This is a genomic window from Yoonia sp. D2-7 (genome assembly GCF_055809435.1).
The window spans coordinates 2,647,452-2,667,953 of the sequence record NZ_CM147912.1 but is presented as its reverse complement, the minus strand read 5'-3'; the positions used below and the strand labels follow the sequence as shown (position 1 = coordinate 2,667,953).

Sequence of the window (20,502 nt, the reverse complement as noted above, 5' to 3'; positions counted from 1 at the left end):
GAATGATGTCCCGCCCTCTTGGTCCGATTGTCGAGAACTGGATACCTGCCCAACGCCCGACAGATCTAACATTGTCAGGACGTTGGGCCGCTATTCGCCCGCTCGACGCGGCGACCGATGTCGACGGTTTGTGGGACGTCTTTCGGGATGCACCACAGGTCTGGGATTACCTTTACGGGGAAGCGCCCGCCAACAAAGCAGCGTTTACCAAGATCGTGCACGAGAACGCATCACGCCCCATGCAGCCTTGCTATACGATCACTGCGGCCGATGATCCAAAACCGCTCGGCTATGCCTGCTTCTGGACGGTTGATCCCGATATGGGCAGTATCGAGATTGGGAATGTGAACCTGTCGCCCGCGTTGCAGCGCACACCCATCGCGACAGGGGCGTTTTTCCTGATGATCGATTGGGCGATTGCCAACGGGTATCGCCGTGTCGAATGGAAATGTAACGCGCTGAATATGCCATCGCGCAAAGCGGCGCAGCGTATGGGTTTTTCGTATGAAGGCGTGTTTCGTAAACATCTGATTGTGAAAGACCGGAACAGGGATACAGCTTGGTTCGCGCTGACGGACGATGATTGGCCCAATGTGCAATCCGCATTTGTGAAATGGTTCGCCCCATCCAATTTCGATGCGTCTGGCCAACAACGGGTGTCGCTAGCCGATTTGACGCGCCCACATCTGTTTCAAGCCGATCCGGTCACATAAATTCCGCGCTCGCTAATCGCGCCTGCACCAGCGCTGCAAGCTGCGCGATTTGCGGCTTTAACGGTTCACCGTTGGTGCGTCGCAGGGCAAGTTCGTCGACCGCGTTACCTAGATCAGGGTCCGATACACTACGCGCAACGCCGCCAAGGAATTGTGTCACATAGTCGATTGATGCAAGCTCCTGACCGCCATCCAGAACTTGTGCCACGTGGCTTAGGTCGTCGTGGAACGCAATCATGTCTGGCTGCACCTCTTCATCGCTTAACAAACGCGGACCGGGCGGTTGCCTGTCTTGCGGCAAATGCGACAGGATCGCGTCCTGAAAAGCAGACAATGACAGCACCGGTTTCGCGAGAAACCCGTCAGCCCCGTTTGCCATGACCTGCGATGCCATCGTGTCGTCACCACTGGTGCCGAGAATAACGTCGATCCGTGGCACGGCGCTGGACATATCGTTGATCAGCTTCAGCCCCGATCCGTCAGGCAGGCCAACATCGACGATCATCACACAAGGCCGGTAAATGCGCAGATGTCGTTCAGCATGCGACAGGCTGTCGGCGCGCCGAATACGTGCGCCTGAACGTAAGCAAAGCAGGCGAATTGCTTCGCTTGCAAAACGACTGTCTTCGACCACCAAGACCGTTAATCCCAGAAGGGGCCGTCGCGCGGTGGCGGGTTGGTGTAGAAATAGATCCTCTGTGCCGTCCATGTTGTTCCCCGATTCTGATAGCTGTCCCTATTGACGCATCTCAAGGTGAACAGGCCCTTAAGACAGGCCAGAATGCCGCAGCTTGGCCAATTGCGGGGGCAGAGGTTGGCTGGCATAACACCCCAAGTCAAAGACGAATACCTGATCCAAAGGAGACCCGATATGATCGGTCGCTTGAACCACGTTGCTATTGCCGTTCCTGATCTAGAAGCCGCAAGCGCGCAGTATCGCAGCACGCTTGGTGCAAATGTCGGCGCCCCGCAGGATGAACCGGATCACGGTGTGACTGTCGTCTTTATCGAATTGCCAAATACGAAGATCGAATTGTTGTACCCGCTTGGCGACGAATCCCCGATCAACGGCTTTCTGGAAAAGAACCCAGCAGGCGGTATCCATCACATTTGCTATGAAGTTGATGACATTCTTGCTGCACGCGACCATTTGCTTGCCGAAGGCGCGCGGGTTTTGGGGTCCGGCGAGCCAAAAATCGGTGCGCATGGCAAGCCGGTTTTGTTTTTGCACCCCAAGGACTTCAACGGATGCTTGGTTGAGCTCGAACAGGTCTAAACGACTGATTGCGCGATTGGCCCTTGCCGGAGCCTCCGGCGGGGATATTTAGAGCCAAAAGAAACAGGGCCTTGTGCCCGGAAAGGTCCATGATGGGCATTACGTCTGCGATTGTTCTGTTTGCCGTGATCTGGTTCATGGTGTTTTTTGTGGTGCTGCCCCTGCGTATGGTCAGTCAAGGCGACGAAGGCGAAATCGTGCCGGGCACCCATGCGTCTGCACCGGCCCACCCGCAGGTGAAACGCAAAGCCATGATTACGACCTATTGGGCGTTTGGCCTTTGGGTCATCATCGCGGGGACGATCCTGTCAGGTGCGATCACCGTGCGCGATCTTGATTGGTTCGACCGGATGGCCACCCCTGCAGTCAGCGCCGATTAAGCCTGTGAAACAGATGGGTAAATGTCGCCGCGCCTAAGATCGGGATCACAAGATTGATCAGCGGGATAGATAGCGGCACAGCCATCAGGCAGCCTGCCATCCAGATCTGGCCTTTGTGCTGTTTGCGCAGGTCTTTTGCGCCTTGGCGTCCCAAGCGCCGCATCGCGACGACTTGGAAATATTCCCGACCGAGCAGATAGCCGTTGAGACCGTAAAAGATGGCAAACGACAGAAACGGCAGCGCCATATAAGCAAATATTGCAAGGATATTTGCGCCAATTAAAACGCCCAGAAAATTCACCGTGTCCCGCAAACCGTCAAAGAACGGTACGCGCGGTACAGGTTTGAGATGCGGGTAGTGTTTGTCTTCGACGGCTTGGGCGACGTCGTCCAGAAAGAGCGATGTAATTGCTGACGCGACGGGCACCATCAGGAACACCGACAGGACCAGCATAATCGCAAGCGATCCCCAGCCAAGCAAATCACCGATCCATGTCACAGGACCATCAACGCCCGGAATCTCGATCCCTTCGCTGGTGGTGGCTGAAATGAACCACAGGATAAGCGCATAAGCCCCGACCAGCAATACGATCGTCAGCATAATCCCCAGCCACAGAACGCGCCGGAATCGTGGGTCCGGCATTTGGCCGATGGCTTTGAAAAAATCGTCGAATATCATTCGGCTACCCATGTGGTGATTGCGTCGATGTCCGGACGCGGGCGTTCGGGCGGGGCAGATGTTTCTGTTCCGATATGGATAAAGCCCGCAATCGTTTCGTGATCAGCTAGACCAAGTCCCTCGCGCGCAAATGTTGCATCGTGCGATGCCCATCCGGACAACCAGTTCGCCCCCCAACCAGCTGCTAGTGCCGCGTTCAGCAACGACAAACAGACCGCGCCCGCCGAATAGGTTTGTTCAATAGCAGGGATTTTTTCGGACGGTTTTGGTGCGCTAATCACCGCCACGGCCAATTCTGCATTCGCATATTGATCGATGGCTTTTGTAATCATATCCTTGTCTTTACCTAAAGCAGTTCCACGATCCAGAACCAGCGATGACAGGCGCAATAACGCCTGTTTTTCCAGAACGATAAAGCGCCAAGGTTCCAGTTTACCATGATCGGGCGTGCGGGCTGCGGCCGTTAGCAATGTCAGCAACGTGTCCTTATCCGGTACAGGCCCCGTCAGCGTCTTCGCAGGACGTGATCGGCGGGTCATCAGGAAATCGAGGGCAGCGTCGTTACGTGTAGGCATGAAGGCTCCGAAAGACCGTTTGGACGTGTTATAAGGTTAACCCAGCGCTTGTGCCATATCTGTAATGATCCCGTCGAGGTAAGCATCAAAACGGGCATCCGGTTGGCGTTTGATCCAGGTTTCGCCGTAAGGATCAGGTGCCGTGATCCCGCTGCCGGACATTTCCGACAGCACCGCATGGCCGCAAAACGGGACATAGGTTTCTGAATATCCGCCCTCGTGCACCATCACCAATTTACCCGCGCAGACCTCTGCGGCGAGGTCCATGACGCGGGCGGTCATGGCTTGAAACGTGCCTTGATGCGCCATCGTGCGTGATAGCGGGTCGGTCGCTGCTGCATCGAAACCGCAAGCGATGATCAACACATCAGGGGCAAAAGCACGGATCGCGGGCAGGGCAAGGCGATCCATCGCTTGCAGATACCCGATGTGGCCTGTTCCGGGAGGCAGGGGGATGTTCAGGTTTGCGCCTTCGCCGGCGCCACGCCCGCGATCTGCAAAGTCGCCGGTATCAAGCGGGTAATTGCGTTCTTGGTGCAGGGACACGGTCAGCACATCTGCACGGTCATAGAAAATCGCCTCTGTGCCATTACCGTGATGCACGTCCCAATCCAGCACCGCGATCTTCTGGGCCTTGCCTTGCGCCATGGCGGCTTCAATCGCGATTGCGATATTGGCCAGCAGACAGAACCCGTTCGGGAAATCGGGTAGGCAATGATGTCCGGGCGGGCGTGACAGCGCATAAGCATTGCTGACATGACCGTCCAAAACATCGAGCAAAGCCTGTTTCGCAAGCCCCGCCGACAGGGCTGCGATTTCGAAACCGCCCTGACCAAAGGGCGTGCGCAGGCCGATTTCACCGCCGCCTGCGTCTGACATGGCTTTAAACGTCGCCAGATAGCTTTCGGGATGAACGCGCAAAAGGTCTTCCATGCTGGCAGGGGGCGCACCGCGCAGATCAAGATCACCGGCAAGCCCCGTCACGTCGATCAAATTCTTCAACCGCCGTTTTGTCTCGGGACTTTCGGGAAGGCCGCCATCCAAGGGCTGAACCAAACCACCGACGGGCAAGGTGCCAGCATAGTTGCCGCCGCCATGCCAAAAGCACCGCTCATCCCAATAAAACCCAGTCGTCATCATCGGTCCCTTTGCTATTTTAGGCGTTAAATACCCCCTCCGGAGGGGCCTGTGCCACGCGCCTAATCTTGTTCTGGCCTGATCCGGTAAATACCTTCCGGCAGATCCAAAGCGGCCCCCAGATCACGGACTTGTTCAAGGGAAAGCGTGATTTTGACAGCTTCTTCCGTGCGCGGATCAAACTGCGTCACTGTAATGCAGTCTTCAAATGCATTCAGGATCACGTCTTCGTTCAGGGGGGCCTGTCCTTCGTCCACAAGTGTGATGACGGAACAGTCAAATGTGTGCTCGATTGTAAACATATCAGAAGCTTACCTGTGTCCGGACGGTTTGCAAGCGACAGTATGCCAATCGTGTGATCATGGTCTGTGCAGGGCTGGAAGAACTGCGCGAAGCTTCGTAAACTGCCGTCATACAAGGATTGTTCATGAATGGTCGCTAGAACATCATGCAAACGATAAGGACGCCGATCAACATGGTCAGACACCTCCCATTGCTTCTGTGTGGTTTGCTTGGCGCATGTGCTGTTCCGATTGATCGCAGTGGCAACACGCCCGATACAATCGCCAAAACGCCCGTAGAGGTCAGCGCGCCTGATCCCGCGACCATTCCCGAAGGTTCCCGCGCATTTGCCCGCAATGCGGTCCGCAGTTTTATCGAAGTGATCGAAACCGTCGAACCGGTCGCCGAAGCCGAATGCCGCGCAAGAGCCCCGCAAGCCAACTGTGATTTCCGCATCGTTGTGGACGACCGTCCTAACCTGCCGCCCAATGCGTATCAAACGCTGGATGACAACGGTCGGCCAATTGTAGCATTCACAATTCCGCTGATCGTCGAGGTCCGTAATCGCGATGAAATGGCTTTCATCCTTGCGCATGAAGCGGCCCATCACATCGAAGGACATTTGATGCGGCAGCGTCAGAACGCGACCGTAGGGGCTGCGGTCTTTGGACAGGTGGCGGGCTTGATCGGGGGGGCAAATCCGGATGCTGTGTTAGCAGCGCAAGAATTTGGTGCGGCGTTGGGGGCGCGGACCTATTCGAAAGACTTCGAACTCGAGGCCGACGCGCTAGGCACCATTATCACCGCAAAAGCAGGGTATAATCCGCTGCGCGGTGCTGACTTCTTTTTCCGTATTCCTGATCCGGGCAATTCGTTCTTGGGCACCCATCCGGCTAACGCTGATCGGGTCGCAATTGTGCAGCGCACCGCCGCGCGGTTTGGCTTCTAATTTTTGGATTGGTGGGCAAAGACCGGGTCGACCCGTTTGCGCAGGCGGATGAAGATCGCAATGATCGAGATCACGATCCAGAAGATCTGTATCAGGGCTGCGGCCAAATTGAACGCGCTCAACAGGCCAATTAAAACCATGGTCGCGGCCAAGCCATTGATCATGAAATACAAGGCCTGATGGGACTGGATCCGCTGTACGGTTAAAAGGCTGTAATTCAAAACGTATAAACCGAAGCCCGCGACGCCTATGGCGTCGAGAACTTCGGTTGGGAGACTGCTAAAATACGTCATCGTTCTATGTGTCCTGTCAAAAAGAGCACCGTGAACAAGGAAGCAAATAGTCCTTTGGGAGGCCGTCCACGGTGCGGTATGGACACTGTAGAAACGGCCAACCCTGACGTCAGGTCAGGCAATCCTGACTTTGAGGGGAATGCAGGGTAAGGTTTCCCCGCCTTTTCGGAATGCGCTGTCAGATTGACGACATGGCACCGATCAGAATCGCGGCCCAGAAGCAAGCGGACGCCGCAACGACAAACCCATGCCAGATCGCTGTCGTGTACTTTTTCTTACTGATGTAGAACAGAACGCCGACCGTGTAAGTCAGCCCACCCGCCGCGATCAGCGCGATGACGGACCCAGGCAGCACAGGCCAGATTGACCAGATCAGCCCGACGCTCAGCCAACCCATCACCAGATAAAGGGCAGGGCCATAACGACCGGGTGTCTGCCAGAAGAACAGTTTTAGCGTCATGCCGATCAGCCCCAGCAGCCAGACAATACCAAGGATCGTATAAGCAAATGGCGTGCCGACCATGACGACCAAAGGCGTGTAGGTGGCGGCAATCTTGAGATAGATCGCGGCGTGATCAATCCGGCGCAGGATCGGGCGGATCGTGGGCCACGGTGTCATATGGTAAAATGCAGACGCGGCAAAGGTTGTGATCAGCCCAACGCCATAAACGGCCAGCGCGGTCATCTGCCACGCCGATACATCGCCCGCTGTCCAGACCATCAACAGGATCGTTCCGGTCAACGCGCCGATCACGCCAATGGCGTGCATGCTGCCGTCGGCAATACGTTCTGATTTTGCGTAGGTCGGGTACATCTGGGCCTCTTTATCCTTTGGCGGCAGGGTGCTGTCCGCGAGGCACTGGGTCAATCGTTCCCTTAGGTCACAACCTTGCGTTGGCGGCGTTTGTGCCAGCCATAGATCAGCGGGGCAACCACACGATCGTACAGAAACACGGTCGCGGGGCGGACCACAGGCCATGAGCACAGCGTCGCAAGCCACCCATAACGGGGCAAATCGCGCCACAGCAGGATGAAGGCATCCATACCGACATAAATCTGGCCATCGCGGCGCACATGGATGCGCTTTGCTGCATCATCCTGATCAATGCCCCAATCGGCGGCGTTGTCCTTTAGCGGCTGGAACGTCATTGGTAGATCGTCGCGATCCGCGATTTTGGCGTAATGGTCCATCTCGAACGAACAAACGGGACATTCGCCATTATATAATACGTCGGTTTTTGTCATAAGACACAGATACTGTCTGGGCAGCACCGGACAAGGGGGTGCGTCATTAAGACTATCATGAATGCGTTAACAGACCGTGGATCGAAATACGCGGTGTCTGGCGGACCTGTGACGACGCAGGACGACGCCAAGGCCTTTGTTAAACAGCTGTGTCGCAACAAGAAATTCGCCAAGGCCACGCATAACACTTGGGCTGTAATCCTGCCGGACGGAACCCCGATCAAGAACGACGACGGCGAAAGCGGGGCGGGGATTGTGATCTTGCGGATGCTCGAACGCGAAGACTTGACGGGCCATATCATCGTCGTCACCCGCTGGTTCGGGGGCACAAAACTGGGCGGAGATCGGTTCCGTCGTGTCCAAGATGCGGTGCGCGTGTATCTGGACGATCTGGCCTAAAACCAATTGTGATTTGCGTGCACAAGGCGTGCACAACCCGTGCACTGCGGTGTCGGGGTTGGCGGCGTTTGGGCGCGTCATTTGATCTAGCGCAAAGCGCAGCGTTTTCCGGCAGGGCAGGCTGAACCCACCAAAGGAGAACGCGATGGATACCAAACCAAACCTGAAACCCTTGGGCGCGGCCCGGGATCATTACTGGAAAGTAACCGATATGGCTGCCGCCGTGGGGGTGTCGTTAGCAGATGCTTGGGACAAGGGCGCGCTTTCGACAGCCGACCACGCAGCCATGATCAATCGGTGCCGCGGATGTACGGGCACAGCTGCCTGTGGACGTTTGTTGGAGGACAGACCAACGCTCGACGCGGCGCCAAGCTATTGCGTGAATAAGGATGTGTTTGCAGGGTTGAAGTAAGGCGGAACGCGGCCCGCCTGCGACCAGCCGGAGGTTGATGTTGCGCGGAACGCAGCCGGTCAGCGCGCGGACCTCGGGGAGCCTGTCGTGGGGCGAGCCCTTAATACTATTTTTGAGGATAGTGGTTGGTGGAGCGTTGCGTGTAGCGCCCTCCCCATGGGGGAGGTCCGGGCGCTGCCCGGCGGGAGTGAAATTTTGTTTCAATTAGATGAGTTGATAAATAGACTGAGTTTCAGCATACTTCTCTCAGCATTTTAACACAGAATTTGTAAAACAATGAGTATTTTAAAAACTTCAATCGTCGCAGTTTTTTGTGCGACTGCAGCATGTGGATTTGGTGTTGCCTCGACAGAGCCTGACTATAATTTCCAGTTTGTCGATGCGGCATCGGCATCACCCACAGGCGATTTTGGGTATGCTTGGGTTTGTGGCAACGTACCAAATGCGCGTCTGGTCAATCGACCTCCGACAGACCGAGAAAGATTCGGAGAGGTATTTATTGTTGGTCAAAACACGAATGCCCCGTTCACCTATCAAATTGCGTCTGCCAACAGTAACTGCTCCCTTGTTTTTCAAAGTAATTCCGAAGAGACGCGGACCGCTGGTTTTACATCACCCCCAATACCGAGCTCTTATGACGTTCTCGGCACTATTCCTCCTCGGTTGCATGGACGGGCAAGAGATTTTGTAAAGGCAGCATGTGCAAGTGATAAGCACCCGCTCGAACTGAATTGTTTACCACTTGAGGAAAACAGGAATGCCGAGCCTGAGATATTGCATGTTCTCTCGCCGAAACAATTGAATTTGACGCAGAGTTTTTACACGAGCCGTGATCAGCCTCAAAGCTTGATCCTTATTCAAGGCGCGCTGTTAAGTGTCGATTACGACTGGATACTTCCGGACGGAACAAGACGAGAGGCACCTTGGGTGATAACCATCGATCCTGATGAATGAGACAATCCCCGGGGCTCCGCCCGTCACTCGCTGAAAAGGTCCACTGGACCTTTTCTATTTCGCGAGTGACCCCCACAAATCATACTCTCCCGCTTCCTCAACTTCAACGCGAACCACGTCTCCGTCCGAAAGCCCTTCAAACCCTTCATCAATGAACAGGTTCCCGTCGATCTCTGGCGCGTCGGCCCATGTGCGGCAGGTGGCGGCTTCATCGTCGATTTCGTCTACGATAACCTCTAGCGTCCGCCCGACTTTTGCTTCCAGCTTCGCCGCTGAAATCGCCTGTGCTTTAGCCATGAAGCGGTCCCAGCGGTCTTGCTTTACATCTGCATCGACGTGGTCGGGCAGCGCGGCTGATCGTGCCCCTGCGACGTTTTCGTATTGGAAGCAGCCCACACGGTCCAGTTGTGCTTCGTCCAGCCAATCGAGCAGGTGTTGGAATTCGGCTTCGGTTTCACCGGGGTAGCCGACGATGAAGGTCGACCGCAGGGTGATGTCAGGGCATTGGGCGCGCCACGCTGCGATTTCGTCCAGCGTTTTGGCCCCCGCCGCAGGCCGCGCCATGCGCCGCAGCACGTCGGGGTGGCTGTGTTGGAACGGGATGTCGAGGTAGGGCAGAACGCCGTTTGACGGGTCCGCCATGACCGGAATCAGGTCGCGCACATGCGGGTAGGGGTAGACGTAATGCAGCCGCACCCACGCCCCGAGCGTCCCCAATTCCCGTGTAAGATCAAGGATATGGCTGCGCACCTCGTGATCTTTCCACGGGTTTACGTCGTATTTACGATCCAGCCCGTAAGCTGAGGTATCCTGAGAAATCACAAGGAGTTCTTTGACACCAGCATCGACCAGTTTTTCCGCCTCGCGCAGCACCGCGTGGGCGGGCCGTGACGCGAGTTTTCCGCGCATGTCCGGAATGATGCAGAACTTACATTTATGGTTACAGCCCTCTGAAATCTTGAGGTAGCTGTAGTGGCGCGGCGTCAGGGACACGCCTGACGCAGGCAGCAGGTCGATAAACGGATCAGGCGCGGGCGGAACGTTGGCATGAACGGCGTCGAGCACCTGTTCGTATTGGTGCGGTCCGGTGACAGCGAGGATTTGCGGATGATGTTCGCGGATGTAGTCCGGTTCTGCCCCCAAGCAGCCAGTCACGATGACCTTGCCGTTTTCCTGTAGGGCCTCGCCAATGGCATCGAGGCTTTCCGCCTTTGCGCTGTCGAGGAACCCGCAGGTGTTCACGATCACCGCCTCGGCGCCTGCGTAATCAGGCGAAATCGCGTATCCTTCGGCCCGCAGGCGCGTGAGGATGCGTTCGCTGTCGACCAAAGCCTTAGGGCAGCCCAGCGACACCATACCGATGGTCGGCTGATCAGGGCGCTTGGGCTCTGTGAACGTGGCTTTCGGGGCAAGGTCGGGGCGAAGATTTGGCGGATTCTGGGACATTTGGCGGGTTTAGCCGATGTGTGGGGCGTTGGGAATGGAAAGATATCGCGTGGGCCGCGACGGCTTGATCGGGCACTCTTTTTTGTAATAGGCATCCCTCTGCGACGGTTGTAATCTATGGAGCGGTGTACGCATGCTAAAAGGAATTTGTTGGGGGCTTGTTGGCTTCGTCTTTATGTCTGCTTGTGGTGGATCAGGCGGACCGGCCATCCAAAATGTCGAAACGCCCGACCTACCGGTGGATGAAGTAACTGACGAAATCCTCGCGTTCGATGAAGAACAAGGCAATGTCGATGATGGTGCGCCGACCGAACCGACGGTACCAGTTGTTGAACAGCCAATTATTGTCGGGACGCCTTCATTTCAGGCCTTGGATGAACTGCAGAACAACGCATCTGATGTTGCTTTAGCGCTTCGCAATGGTGATTTTTCGGGCCCGGAATTGACGAACATGGACGCGCCAGTTGGCCGCGCTTTTTATCACGGAATAATGACAATTCGACGTGCTGACGGCTATACTGGGCCAACGTCTAATGATTTCGTTTCAGGCCAATTTAACCTGACTGTCCCGTTCAACGGCGATGACATGAGTGGCATAGCGAGATCGTTTGTCTATTTCCCTGACGGGTCCACCATTTTGGGCGATACTGCTGGGGCACGTTCTGTCTTGGGCTCAGTTTCAATGACGGGCAACGTGAATGATACAGGGATCAACCCGTCCGCACCGATTGGTGCCAGCCTTAGCTTAAACGGTTCGGTGGTCTTTCCCGATGCGCCGGATGACATGCAAAATACATTCGTTTCCGTCCGAGGGCCGAATGAGGTGGCATTTGTCGAAGGCGGAATCGCGTTCGGTGGTCGGGTGGACGGTAACCTCGCAGATCAGTCATCGCTGCCAACACTTATCGTCGGCGCAATTGGGGTGACGAACTAAGCCCACCCTGTCCCGACGTTGTGCGATGCCTGCGGCAACGCGCTGGCATTATCGTTTGATCTTCTTGACGCAGGTCAAAGCCGAGGCTGCTGCTGTTTGTTAGGTAGACCTTAACAAAGAGGGGGCCGCGATGGTGGATGATCAAGAGACGATGCTGGGAGAGGATCGCAAGGTCCGGTCGCAACAGATTACTGGTTTTGAACAGGGCGAATATCCGTATGCGACGCGTTTGACGCGGCGTGCTTATGAAGCTGAGAAGGCTGCGTTGCAGGTCGAATTGTTGAAGGTGCAGCACTGGATCGAGGAGACGGATCAGAAGTTTGTGCTCTTGTTCGAGGGCCGTGATGCTGCTGGTAAGGGCGGCACGATTAAGCGGTTCACGGAACATCTGAACCCGCGTCAGGCGCGTGTTGTTGCGTTGAACAAACCAACGGACGAAGAACGCGGGCAATGGTATTTCCAGCGTTATGTCAAACACTTGCCGACTGCGGGTGAAATGGTTTTGTATGATCGGTCTTGGTACAATCGTGCAGGGGTCGAGCGCGTCATGCAGTTTTGCGAACCGAATGAATACCTCGAATTCATGCGCCAAACGCCTGAATTTGAACGGATGCTGACCCGCAGCGGGATTAAGCTGTTCAAATATTGGTTCTCGGTCACGCAAGAAGAGCAGCGGCTGCGTTTTGCATCACGCGAAACCGACCCGCTGAAGCAATGGAAACTGTCGCCGATTGATCGCGCCAGTCTGGACAAATGGGGCGCATATACCGAAGCCAAGGAAGCGATGTTCTTTTACACCGACACCGCCGACGCGCCATGGACCGTGATCCGATCCAACGACAAGAAACGGGCGCGTTTGAACTGCATGCGTCACTTTCTATCCGTGTTGGATTATCCGGATAAGGATCTGAAGGTGGCCAAGGCACCTGATCCCAAAATCGTCCACAACCCCGATGATGTGGTGCACAGCGCCCCGCATTTCTAGTGGATGCTGAAAACAATAAATCTATCTAAAAGAGAGGCTTACAATGTCACATACGCCACACGAACTCGCTGCGGACTTTCCAGAGTTTGCAGATAAAATCCACAGCCTGCGCGAAACGGATGCGCATTTTGTGAAGATGGCCGATGCTTATCATCAGCTGAACCGCGACGTTCATCGTGCCGAAACCGATGTTGAACCAACGTCGGATGATCACCTTGCGCAGATGCGGAAAGAACGCATTGCATTGAAGGACGATCTGTTTGCCTATCTGAAGAAATAGTTGGTGGGGCTTGGCCTGAAACGTCTGGCCAAGCCGCCGCTTTTAGCTGGATTTTTCCTGCATTTTGCGGACTTGCTTCAGCTTCATGCGGTTTGGCAGCCATGGGAACACCCAGTTCAACATAAACCGCAGTTTTCCGTCATTGATCGCGCGCAATTCGCCGCGCCGCATGGCGTCGTAGCCGTATTTCGCGACCGAACGCGGCGTCGCGCCGGATTTGGTCAGTGGCGTATCTTCGAGGTTTGCGGAGGCCGCGAATTCTGTTTCGACATAGCCCGGTTCAAGTGCTGTGACGGTCACGCCCTTGTCCCGCAGTTCTTCGTCCAACGCCATCGAGAAGCTGGACACGTAGGCCTTTGTCGCAAAGTAAGTCGCTTGCAACGGTCCGGCCATGTAGGATGCTGTGGACGATACGTTCAGGATTTTGCCACCGCCGTTCTTGACCATGTCGGCACCGATTAGGTGGCACAGCGATGCCAAGGCTTTGACGTTCAGGTCGATCATCGCGAGGTCCGCGTCTAGATCGCGTTCAATGAACAACCCGTGCCCGCCGAACCCTGCATTGTTGATCAGAATGTCGATCTTGTGACCCTTCACCGCATCATACAGCGCCTGCGCGCCATCTGCGGCACCTAAATCAAGGGCCACGGTGGTGACGGTGACGCCGTGCGCGGATTCGATTTCGGTTTTGAGCGCATCTAACGCGTCGCCACGTCGTGCCGTGATGATCAGATCGCCGCCTTTTTCCGCGTGATACCGTGCAAATTCCGCGCCAATCCCAGAGGAAGCGCCAGTTACAAGTGCTGTATTTGCCATGTGATGTCATCCTTTTGTGGCAGGCTTTGAGAAGATGTAAGTCGTCGATTGGTGTTTGTAAGTGGGGCCGACGCCCGTTTGTCATTGCGTTAGAGGTACCGCAGGCAGGTCGATTGGTTCCCGTCCGTTGCAAAAGTCTTGGGCGATTGGGCGAAAAACCTTGTGTGTTTTGGGTGCGTCCGGTTTGCTGGTCGCAATAATTGGGGGGACGAACGGATGCTGTCAGGAACGATAGGGCGGGTGCAATCGCCGCGGATAATTCGGATTGGTGGCGGTGTTGCGGGTGAGGTCGCGGAAACCTTAGCTCAGCTTGGTTTGTCACGTCCGTTGATTGTGACGGATAAGGGCGTGCGGTCGCTGGGCCATCTGGGCGCCGTGACCGGACCTCTGGATGCTGCGGGGATGTCCTATGCGGTGTTTGATGGCGTTGTCGAAGACCCGACGGATACCTGTGTCGATGAAGCCTTGGCTGCATTTCGTGCGGGTGATTTCGACTGCGTGATCGGGTTTGGCGGCGGTAGTCCCATGGACACCGCGAAGGCCGTATCTTTCATGGCGGTTAACCCTGGTCATGTGCGCGATTATAAAGCGCCGTTTCAGATTGATCGGTGTGGCGTCCCGATTGTGTTGATGCCGACGACGGGCGGAACAGGGTCTGAATTGACGCGTTGGTGTGTGATCACGGATACGCAAAGCCCTGAAAAGTATAACCTTTCCGGTCTTGCCTGCGTTGCGACAGTTGCGTTGATCGACTGGACATTTAGCGTGACAAAACCGCCGCGCATCACGGCCGATACCGCCGTTGATAGCCTGACCCATGCGATCGAAGCCTTCGTCAGCCGTCGCGCGTTTCCCTATACCGACGCCTTTGCCTTGTCCGCGATGCCGCTGATCGCGGACCATGTGCGCCGCGCCTATGCCGATCCTGAAGATGCCGTCGCTCGCGAGGCATTGATGTTGGCGGCAGGGCAGGCCGGAATGGCGTTTTCGAATGCCTCTGTGGCCTTGGTACATGGCATGAGCCGCCCGATCGGCGCCCATTTCCACGTGGCCCATGGGTTATCGAACGCGATGTTGTTGCCCGCTGTGACCGCGTTTTCTGTCGATGCCGCGCCGGACCGATATGCGACCTGTGCGCGTGTCATGGGCATGGCGCAGGACACGGACGCGGACGATGTGGCATGCGGCAAGCTGATCGATGGTTTGCGGCGGTTGAATGATGATCTGGCGGTGCCGTCGCCGTCCGCATTGGGCCATGTTGCAGATGATGACATGCTGGGTTTGATGGCGCGACAAGCGCTGGCATCAGGGTCGCCCGCGCATAACCCGAAGGTGCCGACTGAGGCGGAGATTGTCGATCTTTACAAGGAAATGTGGTGAAATGATCTGCTACGTTGGCCTTCTGCGGGCGGTGAACGTCGGCGGCACGGGCAAGCTGCCGATGGCGGATTTGCGCGCGATCTGTGCAGACATCGGGTTCATCGACGTAGCCACCTACATAGCGAGCGGGAACGTCGTATTTTCATCTGCGTTGGATGCGGCGACGGCCAAAGCGAAACTGGAACAAAGCCTCGCGCAGTATGCCGGAAAGGCCGTTCCTGTCATGATCCGAACGGCGGACGAAATGGCGGCTGTGCTGGCGGCTAATCCGTATGCCGACGCGGCCGGCAATAAGGTCGTGACCATCTTTTGCGACGACCTGATCCCGACGGATGCAGCGACACAAGCGCGCAATATCAAAGACGAAGCCATTACGCTGGGATCGCGCGAAATATACGTGCATTATCCGCAAGGGCAGGGTGGGTCGAAATTGATGATCCCCGCCGCCGCGGCGGGGACCGCGCGAAACATGAACACGGTTGCGAAACTGGTAGCGATGACGGGACGATAACGTGGCGCAATTTCTTTGGGGTCTTTTGAAAGACATTGCATTCTGGACGCTGACGCCGCTGATCTTGATTGCGCTTGGTGTTGGTATCGGCTGGTTAGGCGGAGTTTTATCCAGTCCTGTGCTTGGCGTTGTGGCTATCATCTTTATTGGCGTCGGCGTGATATGGCTGGCGCTTTTTTGGCTAGGGATCACTGACTGATGGATGCTGCGTTTTGGCACGACAAATGGGAAAAACAACAGATCGGGTTTCACCAGAGCGCAGGTAACCCGCTGTTGGTCGCGTTCTTCGATCATCTGAAGTTGCCCGAGGGGGCGAGCGTTTTTGTGCCCTTATGCGGCAAGACCCGCGACATCGCGTGGATCAGGGATCAAGGGTGCAAGGTCATCGGGGCGGAACTGTCCGAAATCGCGGTGCAGGACCTGTTCGCAGAGATGGGCATCGTTCCCGAAGTTGTCGATTTGGGGGACATCAAGCGATACGCAAGCGGTGATGTCACCGTCTTTGTTGGCGACGTTTTCGCAGTGACTGCACAGCTGTTGGGGTCAGTTGATGCGGTGTTTGATCGGGCCGCGTTGGTAGCCCTGCCGGATACCGTGCGCCGGAAATACACGATGCATCTTCTTGAAATTACAGGAAATGCGCCGCAACTGGTGGTCACATTCACCTACGATCAAAGCCAAATGAATGGCCCTCCGTTTTTGATATCTGAGGATATGATCAAAGCGCTGTATGCGGACAGCTACACACTGACGAACCTGAAAACGCAGGACGTTCCGGGTGGATTTAAGGGCGAAGTGCCTGCAACTGAAACCGCTTGGCTTCTTAGTCAATAAGTCGCTGGGGTGATCGTTCGGGACTGCAGCCGAAACGAAGGGCCTGACACAAAAAAGGCGACAGATAATCTGCCGCCCTTTTTAATTCTGTTTTGTCAGAAGGTCTTACCGACGGCGATCGCGACGGCTGCTCATCGGTTGGAAGGCCACGCCGACGTGGGCTTCGCAGTATGGTTTGCCGGATTGCACAGGCAGGCCACAGAACCAAAAGTCAGGTGTCGCAGGGTCACCAACAGGCCATTTGCAGGTCTTTTCGGTCAATTCCATCAGGCTGATCTTCTTAGCTGACTTTTCAACTTCGTTGACCTTTGCCAATGCTTCCGGCGAAATTTCGTTCGCAGACGGTTGCGGCGGCAGCGGCTGACCAGCTGGAATAATCGCGCGACGGGCGGCGGAAATAGGAATACCGTTTTCGTCCAGCAAAACCTCTTCCTTCACCGCAGGCACGGATGCCTTTGGCGTGGCTGGCTTTGGCTTGATCGCGGGTTTGGTTTCCATCTTTGTGGGCGCAGCGGGTGCTGCTTTTTCCTTGGCCGCAGGTTTGGCAGGCGCAGACGCACCTGATCCCGCACGGTTGGAAAGCCCAAGCCGATGCACTTTACCGATAACCGCGTTGCGGGTGACGCCGCCAAGTTCCTTGGCAATCTGGCTCGCCGACTGGCCTTCGCCCCACATTTTTTTGAGCGTCTCGACGCGCTCGTCTGTCCAGGACATGCAATTTCCTTATGTCAGGGTGCCGAATGTTTTGACATCTGGCCTTGTCTAATTCCTTGATCCCCTATTCTAAGCATTGCAAGCGGGGATGTGAAGCGCATCCGCTGAAATGAAATGAGGTATGGCAATGTCGGAACAGACAACTTTAGCAGCAAACATGGGTGAACGCCGGTTTGGGCGCGTGAACTGGACTGGCACAGCGACCTTAATGGAGCGTGAAGTCCGGCGGTTTATGAACGTCTGGTCGCAGACAATTATGGCGCCGTTGATCAATGCGGGTCTGTTGTTGATGATTTTCACCATCGCAATTGGTCCGAACCGTGGCGATGTGATGGGCGTCGATTTCATGACGTTTCTGGCCCCTGGTATCCTGACGATGACCGTTATTCAGAACGCTTTTGCGAACACATCGTCGTCGATGGCGTCTGCTAAGGTGCAGGGCAATATTGTCGATACGTTGATGCCGCCGTTGTCCGCGGGCGAACTGCTGGCAGGGTATATCTTCGGATCGTTTGCGCGGGGGGCGATGGTCGCCGCAGTCATCGCGCTTGGGTCTTGGTTGTTCTTGGGCGTGGGCATGCAGAACCCGTTCTGGGTGATCACATTTGTTTTGCTCGGGTCCATCTTTATGGGCGGTTTGGGTTTGATTGCCGGCATCTATGCGAACAAATTTGACCAATTGTCCGCGATTTCGAACTTCATCGTGACGCCGCTCGCGTTTTTGTCGGGGACTTTTTATTCCATCGATGCGCTGCCGGCACTGATGCAGACGCTGTGTCACATCAATCCGTTCTTCTACATCATTGACGGTGTCCGCTTTGGCATGATCGGGGTGAGCGACAGTAGCCCGTGGGTCGGGCTTGGTATTGTGATGCTGGCCTGTGCGGTTGTGATGGCGATTTGCTGGACGTGGCTGGATCGCGGATATCGGTTGAAGGCGTAACGATTTTTCGCAAAAATGAGGGGGCGGCGGCGCGTGTTAGGATCGCTTTGCGCGGCCTTCCCGCCAGGCCAGCAGCGCGGCACCCCCGATAATGATTGCAGCACCCGTCCAACTGATGATGTCGGGGACTTGGTGGTAGAATAGCGCGTCGTAGATCGCCGCAAAGATCAGTGTCAGATAACTGAAGGGCGTCACGAAACTGGCGTCCGCCCGCGCCATTGCGTTGATAAAACAGGTCTGGGCACCCGCCATAAGAACGCCGATACCGGCAAGTGCCGCCCATTGGCCCAGCGTTGGCGTTGACCAGAACGGGATCACCGCAATTGACGCGATCAGCAGGCCAAGCGCGTTGTTGATCAGCAAGATCTGAAAAGGTGGTTCGCGGTCTGCCAGCTTTTTGATGAAAATCAGCTCCATCCCCAGCAGTGCAGCGGCCCCCAATGACAAAAGTCCGGCCCATTGAAACGTCTCAGGTCCGGGTCGCAGCAAGATCATCGCGCCTAGCAAAGCCAGACCAGCCGCCGTCCACCGCCACGGACCAACCCGTTCGCCGAGAAGCGGGATCGCCAGCAACATCCCGAAAACCGGGTTGAGAAAGCTGATTGCGGTTGCGTCGGGCAGGGGGATGAAGGCGACTGCCGCGAACATCAACGTTACGCCGCCCCAGCCGAACAAAGTACGTCCGATGTGGATCGGAAGCGCAGGTCGCGAAAATGTGGGCCGCATCACAAGGGTCGCAGTGCCAATCGCAAGGAATGCAAAAACAAAACGGGCGTGGCTGACTTGGAGCGGATGCAAGGGGTCGCCCAACACGCCCGTGCCGATGGTCTTGGCCAAGACCATGGTGCCCGCGATAAACGCGGTCGCGGTCAGCATAAATGCGATGGCAAGTGGCGGGTTCGGGCGTTTCAAAGTCATGCGACGGTCATTGTCCCAAACAGGGCCGCTGTAAAGCACCTGATTTAAGGGGTTCACAGGTCGTCCGCTGTCCGCTAAGTCAAGCGTCATGAAGACACTGACCACACAGAACATCCGACGCCGACGCTAAGCCCGTCCGCCGTTTCTGCACGTCCTCTCTTCTTTTTCACAAATATCGTTGACTTAGCCCCTGCCGCTTGGCACCACTCGGGCTTCATTTTTCGCAAAGGCTGATCGCTATGATCCCCTCAATCTTGCCTACCTATTCTCGTGCTCCGATGTCCTTCGTCAAAGGCGAAGGGTCTTGGTTGATAGAAGCCGACGGACGACGTTTTCTGGATTTAGGCGCAGGGATCGCGGTGAATGCATTAGGGCACGCGCATCCTAAATTGGTTGCAGCCCTGACTGAACAGGCGCAAGCGGTTTGGCACACATCGAACCTGTACCACATTCCGGCCCAGCAAAAGCTGGCGGATATGTTGGTCGAAAAGACATTTGCGGACACCGTGTTCTTTACGAATTCCGGGACAGAAGCCTGCGAATTGGCCGTGAAAATGGCCCGTAAGTACTGGTTTGAGAAAGGCCAGACCGATCGGACCGAGATCATCGCGTTCGAAGGATCGTTCCATGGGCGGTCGGCCGCAGGGATTGCAGCGGCCGGGTCCGAGAAGATGACCAAAGGGTTTGGGCCGCTTTTGCCGGGCTTCACGCATTTACCTTTGGGTGATCATGATGCGTTACAGGCGGCGATTAGCGACAAAACGGCGGCGATTATCGTTGAACCTGTATTGGGCGAAGGCGGGATTATCCCGCTGCCAGACGCCTGCCTGAAAGGGCTGCGCGATCTGTGCGATAGCCACGGCATTCTGATGATCCTTGACGAGGTGCAATGCGGCGTGGGCCGAACGGGAAAGCTGTTTGCGCACGAATGGGCAGGGGTCACACCTGACATTATGATGGTGGCAAAAGGCATCGGTGGCGGCTTCCCACTGGGCTGTGTACTTGCGACCGAAGATGCGGCATCCGGCATGACGGCGGGCACGCATGGTTCCACCTATGGCGGCAACCCGTTGGGCTGTGCAGTCGGCTGCGCGGTTTTGGAAGAAATCGGCAGCGACGCCTTCCTCGCAGAAGTGAACCGGAAGGCAGGTTTACTGCGCCAGAAATTGGAAGGTTTGGTTGCTGCACATCCTGACGTGTTTGAACTGGTGCGCGGGTCTGGTCTGATGCTGGGCATCAAATGCAAAAAGCCTAACATCGACGTGGTGAACGCGGGCTACGCAGCGGGCGTCATGACGGTGCCAGCGGCTGACAACGTGATCCGCCTGTTGCCCGCATTGAACATTCCGGACGAAGACATCGCAGAAGCGGTGACACGTCTCAACAGCGCCGCAGAAAGCCTTGGCTGACTTCTTTTGGCCCGAAATATCCCACGGGGGTTTGGGGG

The 20,502-nt window shown here is 56.0% G+C and carries 28 protein-coding genes; 16 read left to right on the top strand and 12 right to left on the bottom strand.

The features are described 5' to 3' along the window. Positions 1-2 precede the first annotated feature (2 nt). The gene (locus AC0L7R_RS13180) at positions 3-713 is read left to right on the top strand and encodes a GNAT family N-acetyltransferase (RefSeq protein WP_473657325.1); all 711 of its coding nucleotides are present in this window, start codon (positions 3-5) and stop codon (positions 711-713) included. On the opposite strand, the gene AC0L7R_RS13175 is transcribed toward AC0L7R_RS13180, so the two are convergent. Beyond that, positions 706-1,422: a response regulator gene (locus AC0L7R_RS13175; protein WP_348107136.1), complete on the bottom strand. Its 717-nt coding sequence runs from the start codon at positions 1,420-1,422 to the stop codon at positions 706-708. The genes AC0L7R_RS13180 and AC0L7R_RS13175 overlap by 8 nt on opposite strands. A 162-nt stretch (positions 1,423-1,584) precedes the next feature. Here AC0L7R_RS13175 and mce point away from each other — a divergent pair, with 162 nt between their 5' ends. Then, the gene (gene mce / locus AC0L7R_RS13170; protein WP_473657323.1) at positions 1,585-1,989 is read left to right on the top strand and encodes a methylmalonyl-CoA epimerase; all 405 of its coding nucleotides are present in this window, start codon (positions 1,585-1,587) and stop codon (positions 1,987-1,989) included. 92 nt (positions 1,990-2,081) lie between these two features. Beyond that, complete coding sequence (locus AC0L7R_RS13165) at positions 2,082-2,369, top strand: DUF1467 family protein (protein WP_473660421.1); 288 nt, start codon at positions 2,082-2,084, stop codon at positions 2,367-2,369. On the opposite strand, the gene AC0L7R_RS13160 is transcribed toward AC0L7R_RS13165, so the two are convergent. The 4 genes from AC0L7R_RS13160 to AC0L7R_RS13145 form a co-directional block, all read right to left on the bottom strand. Continuing rightward, the gene (locus AC0L7R_RS13160) at positions 2,356-3,048 is read right to left on the bottom strand and encodes an EI24 domain-containing protein (protein ID WP_473657322.1); all 693 of its coding nucleotides are present in this window, start codon (positions 3,046-3,048) and stop codon (positions 2,356-2,358) included. The genes AC0L7R_RS13165 and AC0L7R_RS13160 overlap by 14 nt on opposite strands. Then, positions 3,045-3,623, bottom strand: coding sequence for a nitroreductase family protein (locus AC0L7R_RS13155; RefSeq protein WP_473657320.1), 579 nt, complete (start codon positions 3,621-3,623; stop codon positions 3,045-3,047). Before AC0L7R_RS13155 ends, AC0L7R_RS13160 begins: the two co-directional genes overlap by 4 nt. A gap of 36 nt (positions 3,624-3,659) precedes the next feature. Next, the gene (locus AC0L7R_RS13150) at positions 3,660-4,760 is read right to left on the bottom strand and encodes a class II histone deacetylase (RefSeq protein ID WP_473657318.1); all 1,101 of its coding nucleotides are present in this window, start codon (positions 4,758-4,760) and stop codon (positions 3,660-3,662) included. Between the two features lie 62 nt (positions 4,761-4,822). Further along, positions 4,823-5,062, bottom strand: coding sequence for a hypothetical protein (locus AC0L7R_RS13145; protein ID WP_247126112.1), 240 nt, complete (start codon positions 5,060-5,062; stop codon positions 4,823-4,825). 173 nt (positions 5,063-5,235) lie between these two features. Here AC0L7R_RS13145 and AC0L7R_RS13140 point away from each other — a divergent pair, with 173 nt between their 5' ends. Continuing rightward, positions 5,236-5,991, top strand: a complete 756-nt coding sequence (locus AC0L7R_RS13140) for a M48 family metalloprotease (RefSeq protein ID WP_473657317.1) — start codon at positions 5,236-5,238, stop codon at positions 5,989-5,991. On the opposite strand, the gene AC0L7R_RS13135 is transcribed toward AC0L7R_RS13140, so the two are convergent. The 3 genes from AC0L7R_RS13135 to AC0L7R_RS13125 all read right to left on the bottom strand — a co-directional run bounded on the left by AC0L7R_RS13135 (position 5,988) and on the right by AC0L7R_RS13125 (position 7,529). Beyond that, positions 5,988-6,284 (bottom strand): CBU_0592 family membrane protein, encoded by a 297-nt coding sequence (locus AC0L7R_RS13135; RefSeq protein WP_348107131.1) that lies wholly within the window; start codon positions 6,282-6,284, stop codon positions 5,988-5,990. The two genes, AC0L7R_RS13140 and AC0L7R_RS13135, sit on opposite strands and share 4 nt — an antisense overlap. Before the next feature lie 178 nt (positions 6,285-6,462). Beyond that, positions 6,463-7,152 (bottom strand): PAQR family membrane homeostasis protein TrhA, encoded by a 690-nt coding sequence (gene trhA / locus AC0L7R_RS13130; protein WP_473657315.1) that lies wholly within the window; start codon positions 7,150-7,152, stop codon positions 6,463-6,465. 8 nt (positions 7,153-7,160) lie between these two features. Next, positions 7,161-7,529: a DCC1-like thiol-disulfide oxidoreductase family protein gene (locus AC0L7R_RS13125; RefSeq protein WP_473657314.1), complete on the bottom strand. Its 369-nt coding sequence runs from the start codon at positions 7,527-7,529 to the stop codon at positions 7,161-7,163. Positions 7,530-7,586: 57 nt separating this feature from the next. On the opposite strand from AC0L7R_RS13125, the gene AC0L7R_RS13120 reads away from it, so the two are divergent. From AC0L7R_RS13120 to AC0L7R_RS13110, 3 genes are all read left to right on the top strand, one after another. Then, a complete protein-coding gene (locus tag AC0L7R_RS13120; RefSeq protein WP_473657312.1) occupies positions 7,587-7,928 on the top strand; it encodes a YigZ family protein in 342 nt (113 codons plus the stop codon). Between the two features lie 145 nt (positions 7,929-8,073). Next, entirely contained in the window at positions 8,074-8,340 is a 267-nt protein-coding gene (locus AC0L7R_RS13115) for a DUF6455 family protein (RefSeq protein ID WP_473657311.1), read from the top strand. 276 nt (positions 8,341-8,616) lie between these two features. Further along, positions 8,617-9,294, top strand: coding sequence for a hypothetical protein (locus AC0L7R_RS13110; protein WP_473657310.1), 678 nt, complete (start codon positions 8,617-8,619; stop codon positions 9,292-9,294). A 54-nt stretch (positions 9,295-9,348) separates the two neighbouring features. Here AC0L7R_RS13110 and rimO read toward each other — a convergent pair whose 3' ends face one another. Beyond that, positions 9,349-10,740 (bottom strand): 30S ribosomal protein S12 methylthiotransferase RimO, encoded by a 1,392-nt coding sequence (gene rimO / locus AC0L7R_RS13105; RefSeq protein WP_473657309.1) that lies wholly within the window; start codon positions 10,738-10,740, stop codon positions 9,349-9,351. Positions 10,741-10,873: 133 nt separating this feature from the next. Between rimO and AC0L7R_RS13100 the strand changes: the two genes are divergently transcribed. From AC0L7R_RS13100 to AC0L7R_RS13090, 3 genes are all read left to right on the top strand, one after another. Continuing rightward, the gene (locus tag AC0L7R_RS13100) at positions 10,874-11,674 is read left to right on the top strand and encodes a hypothetical protein (protein ID WP_473657308.1); all 801 of its coding nucleotides are present in this window, start codon (positions 10,874-10,876) and stop codon (positions 11,672-11,674) included. A gap of 151 nt (positions 11,675-11,825) precedes the next feature. Beyond that, complete coding sequence (gene ppk2, locus AC0L7R_RS13095) at positions 11,826-12,659, top strand: polyphosphate kinase 2 (RefSeq protein WP_473660419.1); 834 nt, start codon at positions 11,826-11,828, stop codon at positions 12,657-12,659. 43 nt (positions 12,660-12,702) lie between these two features. Continuing rightward, complete coding sequence (locus AC0L7R_RS13090; protein ID WP_348107122.1) at positions 12,703-12,939, top strand: HP1242/YdcH family protein; 237 nt, start codon at positions 12,703-12,705, stop codon at positions 12,937-12,939. Between the two features lie 42 nt (positions 12,940-12,981). On the opposite strand, the gene AC0L7R_RS13085 is transcribed toward AC0L7R_RS13090, so the two are convergent. After that, positions 12,982-13,755 (bottom strand): SDR family NAD(P)-dependent oxidoreductase, encoded by a 774-nt coding sequence (locus AC0L7R_RS13085; protein ID WP_473657306.1) that lies wholly within the window; start codon positions 13,753-13,755, stop codon positions 12,982-12,984. A gap of 216 nt (positions 13,756-13,971) precedes the next feature. Here AC0L7R_RS13085 and AC0L7R_RS13080 point away from each other — a divergent pair, with 216 nt between their 5' ends. The 4 genes from AC0L7R_RS13080 to tmpT are packed head-to-tail and all read left to right on the top strand — an operon-like array spanning position 13,972 to position 16,480. Then, positions 13,972-15,135: an iron-containing alcohol dehydrogenase gene (locus AC0L7R_RS13080; protein WP_473657305.1), complete on the top strand. Its 1,164-nt coding sequence runs from the start codon at positions 13,972-13,974 to the stop codon at positions 15,133-15,135. Position 15,136: 1 nt separating this feature from the next. Beyond that, positions 15,137-15,646: a DUF1697 domain-containing protein gene (locus AC0L7R_RS13075; protein WP_473657304.1), complete on the top strand. Its 510-nt coding sequence runs from the start codon at positions 15,137-15,139 to the stop codon at positions 15,644-15,646. A gap of 1 nt (position 15,647) precedes the next feature. Then, complete coding sequence (locus tag AC0L7R_RS13070; protein ID WP_473657303.1) at positions 15,648-15,845, top strand: hypothetical protein; 198 nt, start codon at positions 15,648-15,650, stop codon at positions 15,843-15,845. Further along, positions 15,845-16,480: a thiopurine S-methyltransferase gene (gene tmpT, locus AC0L7R_RS13065; protein WP_473657302.1), complete on the top strand. Its 636-nt coding sequence runs from the start codon at positions 15,845-15,847 to the stop codon at positions 16,478-16,480. The genes AC0L7R_RS13070 and tmpT overlap by 1 nt, the downstream gene beginning before the upstream one ends. A gap of 105 nt (positions 16,481-16,585) precedes the next feature. On the opposite strand, the gene AC0L7R_RS13060 is transcribed toward tmpT, so the two are convergent. Beyond that, on the bottom strand, positions 16,586-17,194 hold the full coding sequence (locus AC0L7R_RS13060; RefSeq protein ID WP_473657301.1) for a GcrA family cell cycle regulator: 609 nt from the start codon (positions 17,192-17,194) through the stop codon (positions 16,586-16,588). Positions 17,195-17,321: 127 nt separating this feature from the next. On the opposite strand from AC0L7R_RS13060, the gene AC0L7R_RS13055 reads away from it, so the two are divergent. Beyond that, positions 17,322-18,137: an ABC transporter permease gene (locus AC0L7R_RS13055; protein WP_473657300.1), complete on the top strand. Its 816-nt coding sequence runs from the start codon at positions 17,322-17,324 to the stop codon at positions 18,135-18,137. Between the two features lie 36 nt (positions 18,138-18,173). Here AC0L7R_RS13055 and AC0L7R_RS13050 read toward each other — a convergent pair whose 3' ends face one another. Beyond that, entirely contained in the window at positions 18,174-19,055 is an 882-nt protein-coding gene (locus tag AC0L7R_RS13050; RefSeq protein WP_473660417.1) for an EamA family transporter, read from the bottom strand. A gap of 239 nt (positions 19,056-19,294) precedes the next feature. On the opposite strand from AC0L7R_RS13050, the gene AC0L7R_RS13045 reads away from it, so the two are divergent. Continuing rightward, positions 19,295-20,464, top strand: a complete 1,170-nt coding sequence (locus AC0L7R_RS13045; RefSeq protein WP_473657298.1) for an acetylornithine transaminase — start codon at positions 19,295-19,297, stop codon at positions 20,462-20,464. Positions 20,465-20,502: the final 38 nt, after the last annotated feature.

What these genes read in the sequence shown, in the direction of transcription:
- AC0L7R_RS13180 (WP_473657325.1), top strand. Translation starts at nt 3, where the DNA reads ATGATGTCCCGCCCTCTTGGTCCGATTGTCGAGAACTGGATACCTGCC.
- AC0L7R_RS13175 (WP_348107136.1), bottom strand. Translation starts at nt 1,422, where the DNA reads ATGGACGGCACAGAGGATCTATTTCTACACCAACCCGCCACCGCGCGA.
- mce (WP_473657323.1), top strand. Translation starts at nt 1,585, where the DNA reads ATGATCGGTCGCTTGAACCACGTTGCTATTGCCGTTCCTGATCTAGAA.
- AC0L7R_RS13165 (WP_473660421.1), top strand. Translation starts at nt 2,082, where the DNA reads ATGGGCATTACGTCTGCGATTGTTCTGTTTGCCGTGATCTGGTTCATG.
- AC0L7R_RS13160 (WP_473657322.1), bottom strand. Translation starts at nt 3,048, where the DNA reads ATGATATTCGACGATTTTTTCAAAGCCATCGGCCAAATGCCGGACCCA.
- AC0L7R_RS13155 (WP_473657320.1), bottom strand. Translation starts at nt 3,623, where the DNA reads ATGCCTACACGTAACGACGCTGCCCTCGATTTCCTGATGACCCGCCGA.
- AC0L7R_RS13150 (WP_473657318.1), bottom strand. Translation starts at nt 4,760, where the DNA reads ATGACGACTGGGTTTTATTGGGATGAGCGGTGCTTTTGGCATGGCGGC.
- AC0L7R_RS13145 (WP_247126112.1), bottom strand. Translation starts at nt 5,062, where the DNA reads ATGTTTACAATCGAGCACACATTTGACTGTTCCGTCATCACACTTGTG.
- AC0L7R_RS13140 (WP_473657317.1), top strand. Translation starts at nt 5,236, where the DNA reads ATGGTCAGACACCTCCCATTGCTTCTGTGTGGTTTGCTTGGCGCATGT.
- AC0L7R_RS13135 (WP_348107131.1), bottom strand. Translation starts at nt 6,284, where the DNA reads ATGACGTATTTTAGCAGTCTCCCAACCGAAGTTCTCGACGCCATAGGC.
- AC0L7R_RS13125 (WP_473657314.1), bottom strand. Translation starts at nt 7,529, where the DNA reads ATGACAAAAACCGACGTATTATATAATGGCGAATGTCCCGTTTGTTCG.
- AC0L7R_RS13120 (WP_473657312.1), top strand. Translation starts at nt 7,587, where the DNA reads ATGAATGCGTTAACAGACCGTGGATCGAAATACGCGGTGTCTGGCGGA.
- AC0L7R_RS13115 (WP_473657311.1), top strand. Translation starts at nt 8,074, where the DNA reads ATGGATACCAAACCAAACCTGAAACCCTTGGGCGCGGCCCGGGATCAT.
- AC0L7R_RS13110 (WP_473657310.1), top strand. Translation starts at nt 8,617, where the DNA reads ATGAGTATTTTAAAAACTTCAATCGTCGCAGTTTTTTGTGCGACTGCA.
- rimO (WP_473657309.1), bottom strand. Translation starts at nt 10,740, where the DNA reads ATGTCCCAGAATCCGCCAAATCTTCGCCCCGACCTTGCCCCGAAAGCC.
- AC0L7R_RS13100 (WP_473657308.1), top strand. Translation starts at nt 10,874, where the DNA reads ATGCTAAAAGGAATTTGTTGGGGGCTTGTTGGCTTCGTCTTTATGTCT.
- ppk2 (WP_473660419.1), top strand. Translation starts at nt 11,826, where the DNA reads ATGCTGGGAGAGGATCGCAAGGTCCGGTCGCAACAGATTACTGGTTTT.
- AC0L7R_RS13090 (WP_348107122.1), top strand. Translation starts at nt 12,703, where the DNA reads ATGTCACATACGCCACACGAACTCGCTGCGGACTTTCCAGAGTTTGCA.
- AC0L7R_RS13085 (WP_473657306.1), bottom strand. Translation starts at nt 13,755, where the DNA reads ATGGCAAATACAGCACTTGTAACTGGCGCTTCCTCTGGGATTGGCGCG.
- AC0L7R_RS13080 (WP_473657305.1), top strand. Translation starts at nt 13,972, where the DNA reads ATGCTGTCAGGAACGATAGGGCGGGTGCAATCGCCGCGGATAATTCGG.
- AC0L7R_RS13075 (WP_473657304.1), top strand. Translation starts at nt 15,137, where the DNA reads ATGATCTGCTACGTTGGCCTTCTGCGGGCGGTGAACGTCGGCGGCACG.
- tmpT (WP_473657302.1), top strand. Translation starts at nt 15,845, where the DNA reads ATGGATGCTGCGTTTTGGCACGACAAATGGGAAAAACAACAGATCGGG.
- AC0L7R_RS13060 (WP_473657301.1), bottom strand. Translation starts at nt 17,194, where the DNA reads ATGTCCTGGACAGACGAGCGCGTCGAGACGCTCAAAAAAATGTGGGGC.
- AC0L7R_RS13055 (WP_473657300.1), top strand. Translation starts at nt 17,322, where the DNA reads ATGTCGGAACAGACAACTTTAGCAGCAAACATGGGTGAACGCCGGTTT.
- AC0L7R_RS13050 (WP_473660417.1), bottom strand. Translation starts at nt 19,055, where the DNA reads ATGACTTTGAAACGCCCGAACCCGCCACTTGCCATCGCATTTATGCTG.
- AC0L7R_RS13045 (WP_473657298.1), top strand. Translation starts at nt 19,295, where the DNA reads ATGATCCCCTCAATCTTGCCTACCTATTCTCGTGCTCCGATGTCCTTC.